Source organism: Collinsella aerofaciens (assembly GCF_039758965.1).
GTDB classification, from domain to species: Bacteria; Actinomycetota; Coriobacteriia; order Coriobacteriales; family Coriobacteriaceae; genus Collinsella; species Collinsella aerofaciens_BR.
Genome location: NZ_JBDMSL010000025.1, coordinates 23,544 through 36,485 on the forward strand (window position 1 = coordinate 23,544; position 12,942 = coordinate 36,485).

A 12,942-nucleotide genomic window follows, 5' to 3' on the forward strand; every position below is an offset into this window, starting at 1 on the left:
CTTTTGGGCAACACCACACATTGGGACGTAGTTCAACGGTAGAACTCCGGTTTTTGGTGCCGGCTGTTGGGGGTTCGAATCCCTCCGTCCCAGCCCTTAAGAACACAGCGCTCCAGGCCCTTATGAACCTGGAGCGCTTTCTTGTGGGCAAGCGGAGGAATTCGAACCCGCAAGGGTGCGGAGCTGAGGAAACGCGAAGCGTTTTCCAGCGCAGCACGCAAGAAGCGAAGCGACGCAGCGGAACGCGGCCGCCGACCAGGCGGACGCGGAATCCCTCCGTCCCAGCCATTAAAATTGAGCGCCCTGAGCCCATAACGGCCCAGGGCGCTTTCTTGTGGGCAAGCGGAGGGATTCGAGAACCCGCAAGGGTGCGGAGCCGGGGAAACGCGAAGCGTTTTCCAGCGCAGCATGCAAGGAGCAAAGCGACGCAGCGGAGCGCTGCCGCCGAAAAGGCGGACGCGGAATCCCTCCGTCCCACAGCCGGCACTTGGGGACGTTCCTAAAGTGCCAGCACTAAAGGAACGTCTCCAAGTGCCGGCCTCCCAAAAATCTACCTTTAAAAGACAGGCGCCCCAGGCCCATAAGGACCAAGAGCGCCTTGCATCTAGAATTATCAGCCCTGTTCCGAAAAGCGAGCCGCATGCAACAACCAAGTAACCACAGGCCCCGGGAGAGCGGGGACACCGGCTTAGGTTTATCGCGAGTTCCGCACGAACAGGAGGCCACTTAATGTGGCCTCCGTCGTGAGCAGGACTGTAGAGCAGGAAACCTAAGCCGGTGTCCCCGCTCTCCCGGGGCCGGCGGAATCTAGTTGTTCAGCATGCGGTCGAAGCTTCCCGAGTCGCCATCCCGATAGTCTGCGGTCATCAGAATCTCCTGCGGAATGCGCCCGCCTTCACGTAGCACGTTGCGGAACTGCACGCGCGTAACCATGGGCAGATCCTTGATCGTCGCTGCCAGGTTCTGCGGCACGCCCTGGTTGGCAGCCGCGGGCTCGCACTCGCCGCCGGCCTTCACGCGACGCCTATGCTCGGCGAGCATAGCGCGGTACATGCCGGCATGCAGGCGAATCTCAACCACATTGGCATTGCGAGCCTGCTCGACGATGCGCGCGCCCTCGCGGTCGATATCGCCCACATAGTAGACGTAGTTAAAGCGATAGCCAATCTCGGCCAGATAATCGTCCAGGGCATGCGAGACGCTCGCCTTGCATCCGCCACCAAAAATCACGCCGCCCACCTTGATGCCAAAGAGCTTAGCGTGCTTGCGGCCACGCAGCAGCTTGACGATCTCGTCGTAGGTGTCCAGGTTCTCGACCATAATGAACGGCTTGTCGGCGCCCAGCGTAAAGAAGCCCGTAAAGTGCACGGGGCGATTGGGGGCGACCTTGATCGCCTGCATGCTGATGCCCTTTTCGGTCATACGCCTGATCAGGCGCTCACCGTGCTTGCCGTCAAAAGCCTTCTCGTCGTTAAAGATCTGGTAGGCACGCTGGCGGCGCGAGGCAACCGGCGTATCGGCACCTCGATTCTGCTCGATCCAAGCCTGGATGATTGCAATTTCCTCGGCAATCTTGCGGTTGGACATCTCGTTATGCTGAGTGCGCTGCGGAGCCTTTTTGCCGTCCTTGCCCTCAACCTTTACGATCTGTGTCTGCTGCTCCTTGATCTTAGAGAGCGCCGTAGGCGTAGGGACAACTTTGAGCAGCTGCCTGCCTAAAACGCGGGCAAGGGCAAACGCCGATACCTCACCGTGGACGGCCGACTCGGGCTGCTGGGCAGCAGTACCTGCTGCGGCAGACTCCGGCTTCTTCTGAGACTTGCGCTTAGAATCGCCTTGGGAATTGCGCTCGCGCTTCGGCATAGACGCCTGCTTCTGCGGACGATCGGACTTGCTCTCCTTCGCCGGCTGGCGCTTAGGCTGCCCCGAAGAAACCTCGGCCTTCGCATCCTCGTCCTGCGGCGTGGTCCTCTCGGCTGCAGTCTCGGCATGGGAACTGCGGCCCCCACGATGGCGACGGCGGCGAGGCTTGCTCGACGCGCCCTGCTCCGTCCGCTCATCAGTAGGCTGCTGGCCCTTGGCCTCGGCATCAACCTCAAGCTGCGGCTCAACAGGCTTCTGCTCGCGAGCCTCCGGCTCAACGGCCTTCTCGTCCTGGGCGGTCGAAACCGACTCGCCCTTCTCCTGATGCTTTACGGGATACGCGCGTCCCGCAAAACCGCGGCCGGGACGACACGAACCCGGAGCCTTCTTGGCAGACTCCTCAACATCGTCTGCAACCTCAGAAGACTCTTCAACCTCACGCGCGGCATCCTGCTGTGCAGTCTTAAAGTGAGCACCGCGACGACGCTTGGGCTCTTGGGCCTCCACGGGCTTTTGCTCCCTCGCGGGCTTCTGCGACTCGGCAGCAACCTCGGTCTCAACAGCCTCAGCATCCGTCTCACCCTTTCGAGCAACGGCGCGACGGAAGCGCTCCTGCTGGGCGCGGCGCTGCGCATCGCGCTTGCCACCCCCGCCAAAACCGCCGCGTCCTGCCTTGGCCGTAAAGGCACGCACGACGTTCTCATCGAGCAACTCATCGGTATCGACATGCTCACGCGGAGCAGTTTCTTCCACAGCAGGCACGTCAGCGGAATCCTCGACGACAAAATCTTCGACGGACTCGGCAGGCTGCTCCTGGACATCGCGGATCTCGGCATTGATGGTATAGAACGCCGGGCGCCCGTTAATGCCGCTACCCTCGATCTTGGTCACGATCTTTGCCGCGATAAGCTCATCGCGCATCGCCTTGGTGTCGCACTCCTTATCGACGGAGCGGAAAATCTGCGCCAGCGCACTCGACTTAATCTTGAGCACCTTGCGGCAAAGCAGGTCGTAGGCAACCAGCTTGGCACGCTCAGCAGAAAGCGACGTCTGGCTGCTCAGGCGCTCAGCCAAAGCATCGACATTGTTTTGATTATCGGAATATACCGTCTTGGCCACGGGGCCCCTTTCATATGTACACATATACGTCTATATGGTACAACGCGCGCCCTTATCCACGCAAAACATCTGCGAGAACACTCGAGCGTCACCCGCTTTCGCATGAAAAAAAGACCGAGCCCGCGAAGTCGCGGACCCGATCTTTCCGAGTCATATGGATGGAACGGTTAGTCCATCAAGCTGACTAGGCCTTGGCGGCCTCGGCGTCAGCGGGAGCCTCGGCGGCAGCGGCGCGACCGTACTCGGCCTTGCCCATCTCGGACCACTCGGGCTCCTCATCAGGCATGGAGCCAGCCTCCTTGCCGAAGAACTCCTTGAGGCAGTTGACGGCGACGATGAGGCCCAGGACCATCAGCAGGACGGCGAAGACGAGCTGCAGGCCCTTGGTGGCGGCGACGGAGACGGCGGCCGTGGTGGCGGTAGCCGGGATGGTACCGAAGAAACCGTAGGCCTGGACGGCGGTCATGCAGCCCATGGCGCTCTGGACCAGCGAGGTGAAGGTGCAGCAGAGCAGGAAGACGACGGGCACGTAGAGCATCCAGCCCTTGCGGCCGGTGCACTTGCAGAACACGGCGAGGGTGATCATGGTCATGCCGCCGAGCAGCTGGTTGGAAGCACCAAAGAGCGGCCAGATGTTGGCATAGCCACCAAAAGCGAGAGCGAGACCGGGAAGCAGGGTAACGACCGTGGCGAACCAGGGGTTGCCGAGGACCTTCATGTAGCCGGCCTTGGACTCGATGGCCAGGGCATCGTTGGTCTGGGCAAAGAACTCGGAGAACGAAGTGCGGGCGATGCGGGCGACGGCGTCGAGCGAGGTCAGGGCCAGAGCGGAGACGTTCATGGTCATAAAGACGGTAGCAAGCGTGCCGTCAACACCGAAGGCCTGCATACCGCGGGAGATGCCAGCGGCGAAGATCTGGAACGGGGTGGAAGCGACACCGGCGTTGAGGGCGCCGGTACCGACGGTGTTCATGTCGGAGAACATGATGCCGGCGACGATGATGGCAAGGATGCCGACGAAGGACTCGACGATCATGGCGCCGTAACCGACCTTGACGGCGTCCTGCTCCTTCTCGACCTGCTTAGAAGAGGTGCCGGAAGAAACGAGGCTGTGGAAACCGGAGAGAGCACCGCAAGCGACGGAGACGAACAGGACCGGGAACATCATGCCGGAGGCAGTGGAGAAGCCGGTGAAGACCGGAGCGGTGATAGTGGCCTGACCGTTGACGCCCAGGACGACGATGCCGAGGACAGCGCAGACGATCATGACAATCATCATGATGGAAGTGAGGTAGTCACGCGGGGTCTTGAGCATCTGGATGGGCATAGCGCCAGCAAAGACCAGGTAGACCATGACGACGGCGAACCACTGGAACTTATCCAGGTAGAGCGGGAACTGCATACCGACGGCGAACATGAGAACCATGAGGACCACGCCGGTGACGAACTCGGCAGCGCCGGTGAGGTTGAACTTCTTCTGGGCCCAACCAAAGGCGATAGCGACGAAGGTGAACAGGATGGAGATGGTACCAGCGCAGCCGGCGGCATAGGACTTGGTGAAGTCGATGGCACCGGTAGCAGCACCAGAAGCGTCAACGGCCGGGGTGAACATGAACGTCTTGCAGACCATGTCGGTGAAAGCGGCGATGACGATGATGCAGAACAGCCAGCAGAACAGCAGGAACAGGCGACGGCCGGTCTTGCCGATGTACTTCTCGATGAGCTGAGCCAGGGACTTGCCGTTGTTCTTCATCGAGGCGTACAGAGCGCCAAAGTCATGGACGGCGCCAAAGAAGATGCCGCCGACGAGGACCCAGAGCACGACGGGAAGCCAGCCGAAGGCCATGGCGACGATCGTACCCGTAACAGGGCCAGCACCGCAGATCGAGCTGAACTGGTGCGAGAACGCGGTGAAGGCGGAGACGGGCGAGAAGCTCTTGCCGTCCTTCATGCGCTTGGCCGGCGTGAGGGCCTCTTTGTCAACGCCCCACTTGTTGGCCAGCCAACGGCCGTAGCCCAGATAGCCGCAGGCGAGCACCGCCGCGGCCACAACCATGAGCAAAACTCCGTTCATTACATTTCCTCCTCTAAAAAGAACTTCCTAGACATAAAAAATGAGGGCCGTCGGTTGCGCTCGACGGCCCTCATCTTTATCAGCCGCCCGTTATCGTACGGGCTAGCTGTATGTGCTAACCCGCATCAGATAATTACTACGCTGATAATGTTTAGCTGATGCGTGAACATGTCTAAGAAATCCTCTTCAATCATGATGCGAACGATCCGTGCGTGTTCACATCCCCCAGTGGTTGAAAAGGAGTATGAAACTTTAGTTACCTAAAGTCAACGCAAATTTGTAATGAATTTTCGACTTTTTTGAATTTCTCGGTATAAAACGCCACTGACCTCGGACTTTACCCGACAAAAGTTTTTGCATGAGAGATGCCCCTGAGAGCCGCGGGAGCCGGGCGGCGCATATGAACTTTCCTGCTCTACAGTCCTGCGCAAGACGGAAAGCACATTAAGTGCTTTCCTTTGCGTGCGGAACTCGCGATAAAGTTCATATGCGCCGCCCGGCTCCCGCGGCTCTCAGGGGCTCCCATCCCAAATGCGGAGCAAAGCTCCGCACACCATCTTTTTCTTTCAGCTAAAGCACGCCGGAAATTCGACGCAGCTGGCTAACCTTGCCGGACGTTGTCGACGCCAATCCGGCTCAGAAGCCGCATCGATACAGAAAGGTCCCCGGCGCTGCCCGGGCGCCAGCGGCCGCATATGAACTTTATCGCGAGTTCCGCACGAACAGGAGGCCACTTAATGTGGCCTCCGTCGTGAGCAGGACTGTAGAGCAGGAAAGTTCATATGCGGCCGCTGGCGCCCGGGCAGCGCCGGGGACCGCGCCGTACCAGCTACAGCGTCATGTTTGGATCGGCGTCGACGTCGAACGGTGAGATTTCACCTCGGTCGAATTTACGGCGGGCGACCTCCGCGATCATGGCTGCGTTATCGGTACAGGCAGACAAGGGCGGCACCGTTACGCGAATCCCCTGACGTCCAAGCTTCTTGATCATCATCTCGCGCAGATGCGGGTTGGCCGAGACGCCGCCACCGATGCAGTATTCCTTGCATCCGGTAGCGTGCAATGCGTTTTTGGCCTTCTTGTACTGCACGTCAAAGACAGCTGCCTCAAACGAAGCTGCCAGATCGGGCAGGTGAATCGTGCGCCCGGCCTTGGTCTCCTGTTCAATGTAGAGCGTCACAGCGGTTTTAAGGCCCGAAAGCGAGAAGCGATAGTCTCCCCTGCTGTTAAGCGCACGGGGGAAATCGATCGCCTTGGGGTTGCCCGTCTCGGCCAGCTTGGAAATGATGGGGCCACCGGGATAGCCCAGACCCAACGCCTTGGCTACCTTGTCGAAGGCCTCGCCCACAGCGTCGTCGAGCGTCTCACCGAGCACCTCGTAGTCGCCCCACGCCTTCACGTGCACGAGCATGGTGTGCCCACCCGAGACAAGCGTGAAGATAAACGGCGGTTTGAGGTCGGGTTGCGCCAGCAGGTTGGCAAACAGGTGCCCCTCCAGATGGTTGACGCATACGAGCGGCTTACCGGCAGCGTAGGCAAAGCCTTTGGCAAAGGCAACGCCCACCACGAGGGCGCCCACCAGGCCCGGACCCTGTGTCACGCCCACGGCGGCAAGCTCGCTGGGAGCAATGGCTCCACCCTCAAGACCAAGCGATGCTGCGGCATCCTCGAGCGCCGCATCCACGACACTCACAATCACCTCAACGTGTTTGCGCGAGGCGATCTCGGGCACCACGCCGCCAAAGCGGGCATGAAAATCAATCTGTGTCGACACCTGGTTGGCCAGCATATTGCCATCCGCATCGATAATCGCCACGGCCGTCTCGTCGCAGGAACTCTCGATAGCGAGCACCAGGCGGCGGCGCTCAATTTCGGCGCGCTCCCCCTCGGAGCGCCCAGGCGCAGGCAGCGGCCATACGCGTTGCTCGGCTGCCGTCGGCTCGGGCGAGGCGTTATCGACCGGAAGTACGAGGGGAAGTGGGGCCGTCATGACGATGGCGTCTTTGCCGACACCGTAGTAGCCACGACGACGACCCACCTCGGTAAAGCCCAGAGCGGCATAGAGCGCAATCGCTCCCTCGTTGCCGTCCTCGACCTCGAGCGAAGCCGTGGTGCAGCCGAGCATCTGGGCATCATAGCTCACATGCGACAGCAGCTTGCGGGCAATGCCCTCACGGCGATGTGCCGGGTCGACGGCGACATCCAGAATCTGCACATCACCGTCCACGACCATACCGCCGGCAAGGCCCAGCAGCTTGCCGTCGTCGTGTGCCACCCACCAACTACGCGGCGCAGCGACGTCCTCGCCCAGTTCGGACAGGAACATGCCCGGCGTCCACGCCTCGTGTCCGGCACCTTCAAAGCAGGCAGCCTCCAGCGCGCTCGCGCCCTCGGCATCCGCCGCGCCCATGGGACGGAACTGCAGATGACGACCGGCGAGCTCATCGGCAACGCCCGTAATTCCGCTCTGCGCACTCTCGGCAAGACCAAGACGCTTGCGCTCGTTTTCCTCGGCATCCGAAAGGCGCGTGTAAATCGGCAGGACGCGAGCCGGATCGCCGTCACCCGCAGCGTGCGCGAGCAGCAAGCCCTCGCCCGAAGGCCACCACAGGTCGCGCTCCACGCAGCGGGCGGTCTCGTCCTCACCCAGCAGCTTGCCATAGCGCACGAGACCGTCACCGGTCAGCTGAACCTGGTCCCAGTCCGCTGCTTGGCGCCACTCATCGAGCGCCACGGCGGCCTTGACCACGTGTTCGCGCTCAAATTGACGCTCGGGGCCCTCATCGACCAGCATATACAGCGCCGGATATACCTCACCGCGCATAGCATCGGCCAAGATACCAAGCTTGCCGCGCACGCCAGCCTTCCACGCCGTCCAAGCGCAAGCGTCGAGCGTCGACACGCCCAGCAGCGGAACATTGGCACCACGCGCGAGGCCCTTGGCAGTGGAGATGCCGATGCGCACACCCGTAAAGGACCCCGGGCCGCGGCCGACCACATAGCAACCAACATCGCTGCGATCCAGACCGGCTTGAGCCAGCACGCCATCAACGGTATTCACGAGCTCAACGTTGGCATGACGGCGACACATGTGGTCGCCACTCACGAGCTTCGTCTCGCCCGTCTGCCCATCAATCCAGCTTGCCGCGCAGGCAAGCATGTCGGTCGAGGTATCGAGCGCCACCACCAGCGCGTTGTCGTTATGCAAGCTCATCTTGTACAGCCTTATCAATCAAATGGGAAAGCTCCATTGCGCGGTCACCGTGCGCCTCAAGCGTTATCGTTCGCACATCGCTGTCGCCCTCATCACGCTTGAGCGTCACCGAAAGATACTCATCCGTCAGTTCGTCCTGGAATTGTTCGCCCCATTCCAGCAGGCAAGCACCCTCATAGCCCAGCACATCGAAAATGCCCGTATCCTCGAGCTCGTAGGCATGCTCCAGGCGGTATAGATCAAAGTGAAACAGCGGAATACGACCTTGATCGTGAACGGCCATGAGCGCAAACGTAGGACTCGTAACCATATGCCCATCGCCCAGCCCGCGCGAGACGCCCTTGGTAAAGTGAGTTTTGCCCACTCCCAGGCCACCGGTCAGGATGAGCACATCGCCGTCCTCAAGGCACGGTGCAATTAGCTCGCCAAAGTACTCCGTATCGGCAGCGCAAGTCGTTTTGTAAGTACCTACCCCCAGGCGCTCCAGGGACATATATGCTCCTTATTATTCCGAGGCGTCCTCTGGTGCGGGATGTCGCTCCAGATAATCGCCCAGCATCTTAAAGTCTTCCTCCAGCAGCTCCTGCCACGCCGGATTGCGCAGCGCTGCTGCCGGATGAAAAGTGGGCATTACTACAAAATGCCCCATCTGGTGGAACCTGCCGCGCAGCTTAGTAATGCCAATCTCGGTCTTAAGCACAAAGTGCGTCGCGGGGTTGCCGAGCGTCACGATAATATCAGGCCAGATGCTTCGAATCTGCTCACGCAAAAACGGCGAGCAAGCCAGCACTTCCTCGGGACGCGGATTGCGGTTTCCCGGCGGGCGGCACTTAAGCACGTTGGCAATGTAGACGTCTTCGCGTTTGAGCCCCGCCAGCGACAAAATGCCGTTGAGGTCCTCGCCTGCCGCCCCCACAAAGGGCTCGCCCTGCAAATCCTCATTGCGGCCCGGCGCCTCACCAATAAACATCACGCGAGCGCGGGGGTTTCCCACGCCAAACACGATATTGTGACGCGACTGGTAGAGCTGGCAGAGGTGACAATCGCCCAGAACGGCCTCAATTTCCTCGAGTGCGACCTCACGTGGTGCCTGATGGGTATGGCCGGGGATGTGCATGACGCCCATAGCGGCTCCTACACGTAGACCTTGTCGAGACGCATGCCAAAGCCGCAGGCGACCTCGTAGTTAATCGTGCCGCGTAGGCGCGCCATCTCGTCCATAGTGATCTCGGCATCGCCATCGCGGCCGACAATGATCATCTCGTCACCATACTCGGCCTCGGGAATCTCGTGTGCCGGGTTGGACTGAATGGCGACCATAAACTGGTCCATGCAGATATTGCCAACCTGATGCACGCGCTCGCCGCGATACAGCACATCCATACGATTGGAAAGCGTACGCGATAGGCCGTCGGCATAACCGATCGGCAGCGTGCAGATCTGAACGCGCGTACGCGGTACGCGGTAGGTAAAACCGTAGCCCACGCCCTCACCCATCGCAGGGTGTGCCACGCGCGTCACGCGCGCATGGACGCTCATAACGGGATCAAGCTGCATCACGCGGCCACTCAGCTCGCACGGCTGCATGCCATACAAGCCAACGCCGGCGCGGATCATATCAAAATGCATCGAGGGGTCGAGCATCGAGGACGGCGTGTTGGCGCAGTGCACGATACCGCACTCAAAACCCGCATCCTTAATGGCCTGAACGGCCTCGGTAAAGCGCTGACACTGCAGCTTGTAGTCCCAGCCCGAAGGTTCATCGGCCGTGGCGAAGTGCGTAAATACGCCGTCGCACTGAATACCGCGATGGAAATTTATACCGCGGACAAAGTCGAGCACCTGCGTGTAGTGAACGCCGATACGATTCATGCCCGTCTCGATGGCGAGATGATACTTGCCCACTTTGCCCGCCGCGACGGCACATTCGCCATACGCAAGAGCAAAGTCAGACGTATAGACCGAGGGCATGATATCAAACTCGAGCAATGTCGGAATGGCCTCGATAGGCGGCTCGCTTAGGATGAGGATGGGTTTCGTAATCCCGCCCTGTCGGAGCTCAACGCCCTCGTTAACCGTCGCCACGGCAAACATGTCGGCACCGGCCGAATACATGATCTTGGCGCACTCAACAGCTCCATGACCATAAGCATCGGCCTTGACCACGCAGCACAGGCGCTGACGTGGATTCAGCAAGTTCTTATAGGCCCTCGTGTTGCGACGGAGCGCCCCGCGGTCGATCTCGACCCAGGACCAGCGCGTCAAATCGGCTTTATTCATGATTAGTCATCCGACCCTTCGTCCATGATTCCCAGATCTTCGAGCGCATCCTTTGCCGCCAGTTCCATGGCAGGACCGATCAAGTCGATAAGATCGGTCGCGATGACGCTCTTCTCACCATACTCCGTCGCCGCGGCAAAACCGGCGTAGCTGTGAAGTGCGACGGCGTACGAATACAGCAACTCCCAACGATCCATCTCGTCGCGCATGGTGGCAAGCGTGCCGGCCAAAATACCCGCGAGAACATCACCCGAACCGGCAGTTGCCAGAGAAGCCGGACCCGAGAGCGGCAGCAGCACACGCTCAACGCCACAGATAGCCGTCGTCGGCCCCTTGGCAATGACCACCAGATTGTCGGAGCCCGCAGCCCAGACAACCTTCTGCGCGGCCGCAATCGCGGTACCAAGGTCGTTCACCTCGTCACCGGCAACCAGACGCGAAAGCTCACGATAGTGCGGCGTCATAACCAACGGCTGCTCGCGACGATACATCTCGGGATTACTATCAATACCGTCAATGGCAATCTTAGCAAGGCAGTTGAGTGCATCGGCATCCAAAATAAGCGGTACATCAAGCTCGAGCAAGCCCGAAACCACCTGCATAGCGCCGGCAGACGTCGTCATACCGGGACCGCACAGTACACAGCTGTACTTCTTTGCAATCTCGCACACCGTCATGCGCGCAGCGGCGCCAAAGGAGCCGCGGGAATCAGACGGAATAGCAAAGACGGGAATCGAAGGAAGTGCCATGCGAATAAGATTGGCGCAGGCGTCAGGAGCCGCGACTGCCACGTAACCAGCACCCGCGCGAGCTGCAGATTTGGCCGCCATAATGGCAGCACCAGGATATTGCGCAGATCCGGCGACAATAAGCACAGAGCCACGGGAATACTTATCGATATTCGTAGGTAATGGAGCAAAGTAATCAACTAAGTCACCGGGCTCGACAATCTCGGCGGCGTGGTCGACATCATCGATAACCTCGTCAAGACGGTCGTAAAGATTGCCGCAGATCAAATCGCCAGCATACTCAGGGCCATCAGCGCTATACAGACCAATCTTGGGCGCAATCATCGTCACCGTATGCTCGGCACGAATGCAGTCGTCATCAACAAAGCCCGTCTCGGCATTCAGGCCCGAGGGGACATCAATGGATACGACACAATCGGCGCATTCATTGACCGTAGGAATCCAGATGGAGAACGGCGCACGCAGATTCCCGTGGAAACCGGTACCAAAAATGGCATCGACAACAACATCGGCCTTATCGATCAAAACCTCGAGTTCGTCACGCGAGGGGCCGACGCAAACGTGCACATCGCGGCCGGCAGTACGACGAGCAACATGACGTGCCAGAGCAGCAGGAATCTCATCCGGCTCAACCGGAGAAACGATATCGACGTCCACACCCTTATGGCTCAGAATATCGGCGGCAACCCAACCGTCGCCGCCATTATTACCAAAACCGACCAGAACGAGAACCCGATCGGGATTGAGCTTCAAGACCTCGTTGGCGGCAAACTCACCCGCTAGCTCCATAAGCTCGGCCTTCGAAGTCCCTTCGCGTTCGATGATATCCTCGAGACGAACGACTTCTTCGGTACTCAAAACCGGTTTCATCTATGCTCCTAGCGTATCTTGCGAAGCATCGCCCAGATGCTCCGTCAATGCTGAATTCTGCAGCTGCTCAAGCTCATCTAAAACAGAGCGAGCCTCTTTAAATGTCTGCGCAACGCGTTCCTTGGTGCTCACCTTTTCTTCCTTAGGCTTAGGTCGAGCATCTTCGGTAATCGCGATGGCATTCGCAACGGCTAAGTCCCCTGTAAGCGTAATGGAAAGAGCGACCTCAACAACACCCAGCTCTTGAGCGATCTCGAGTGCACGGCCCGAAAGCAGCGCCTTCGGTTTGCCGAGTTTATCACGCGTTACCGAAACATCCTTGCGACCCACGCCTTGACTAAAACCCGTGCCAAGAGCTTTAAGCACCGCCTCGCGCGAAGCAAAGCGGCTCGCATAGTGAGCAGCGGGACGCGATGATGCATCGCAATAAGCACGCTCTTCTTCGGTAAACACACGCCGAGCAAACGACGGCGTCTTTTCAAGAATTGATTTCATGCGGGAAATCTCGACGATATCAACGCCGATACCAGCTTCAGCCATGTTCACCTCCATATCGCACAGACTAAGTTATTGTAGCCCGTTCACAGAAGATGCGACAAACGAGGGTTATAAAACACAGCTACTATGTGAGACACAATCCCGTAAACGCAAAAAAGGGGGAGGCCGCGAGGCCTCCCCCCTTCTCAGTTCAAGCGTACGGCTCGGTGCCGTCCACCGGTCAGCGGCGCCCTGGCCTCCCACGGGCTGACCCCGCAGTACTCTCGGCGCGATGG

8 protein-coding genes and 1 tRNA gene are annotated in these 12,942 nt (G+C 59.6%); 1 reads left to right on the plus strand and 8 read right to left on the minus strand.

Features of this window, described 5'->3' with window-relative positions; genetic code table 11:
- Positions 1 to 21 precede the first annotated feature (21 nt).
- Positions 22 to 93: transfer RNA gene (locus tag ABHU32_RS08470), tRNA-Gln, on the plus strand.
- A gap of 714 nt (positions 94 to 807) precedes the next feature.
- On the opposite strand, the gene ABHU32_RS08475 is transcribed toward ABHU32_RS08470, so the two are convergent.
- The 8 genes from ABHU32_RS08475 to acpS form a co-directional block, all read right to left on the minus strand.
- A complete protein-coding gene (locus ABHU32_RS08475; RefSeq protein ID WP_346979635.1) occupies positions 808 to 2,982 on the minus strand; it encodes a hypothetical protein in 2,175 nt (724 codons plus the stop codon).
- Between the two features lie 184 nt (positions 2,983 to 3,166).
- Positions 3,167 to 5,056 (minus strand): carbon starvation CstA family protein, encoded by a 1,890-nt coding sequence (locus ABHU32_RS08480; protein WP_346979636.1) that lies wholly within the window; start codon positions 5,054 to 5,056, stop codon positions 3,167 to 3,169.
- An 829-nt stretch (positions 5,057 to 5,885) separates the two neighbouring features.
- Positions 5,886 to 8,270, minus strand: coding sequence for a tRNA (adenosine(37)-N6)-threonylcarbamoyltransferase complex transferase subunit TsaD (gene tsaD, locus ABHU32_RS08485; RefSeq protein WP_346979637.1), 2,385 nt, complete (start codon positions 8,268 to 8,270; stop codon positions 5,886 to 5,888).
- Positions 8,257 to 8,763: a tRNA (adenosine(37)-N6)-threonylcarbamoyltransferase complex ATPase subunit type 1 TsaE gene (gene tsaE / locus ABHU32_RS08490; RefSeq protein WP_006235849.1), complete on the minus strand. Its 507-nt coding sequence runs from the start codon at positions 8,761 to 8,763 to the stop codon at positions 8,257 to 8,259. Before tsaE ends, tsaD begins: the two co-directional genes overlap by 14 nt.
- Positions 8,764 to 8,775: 12 nt before the next feature.
- Entirely contained in the window at positions 8,776 to 9,396 is a 621-nt protein-coding gene (locus tag ABHU32_RS08495; protein WP_006235848.1) for a uracil-DNA glycosylase, read from the minus strand.
- 8 nt (positions 9,397 to 9,404) lie between these two features.
- The gene (gene alr, locus ABHU32_RS08500; RefSeq protein ID WP_035137770.1) at positions 9,405 to 10,550 is read right to left on the minus strand and encodes an alanine racemase; all 1,146 of its coding nucleotides are present in this window, start codon (positions 10,548 to 10,550) and stop codon (positions 9,405 to 9,407) included.
- Between the two features lie 2 nt (positions 10,551 to 10,552).
- Positions 10,553 to 12,169: an NAD(P)H-hydrate dehydratase gene (locus tag ABHU32_RS08505; RefSeq protein ID WP_346979638.1), complete on the minus strand. Its 1,617-nt coding sequence runs from the start codon at positions 12,167 to 12,169 to the stop codon at positions 10,553 to 10,555.
- A complete protein-coding gene (gene acpS, locus ABHU32_RS08510) occupies positions 12,170 to 12,709 on the minus strand; it encodes a holo-ACP synthase (RefSeq protein WP_055310749.1) in 540 nt (179 codons plus the stop codon). It abuts the gene before it with no gap.
- Between the last annotated feature and the right edge of the window lie 233 nt (positions 12,710 to 12,942).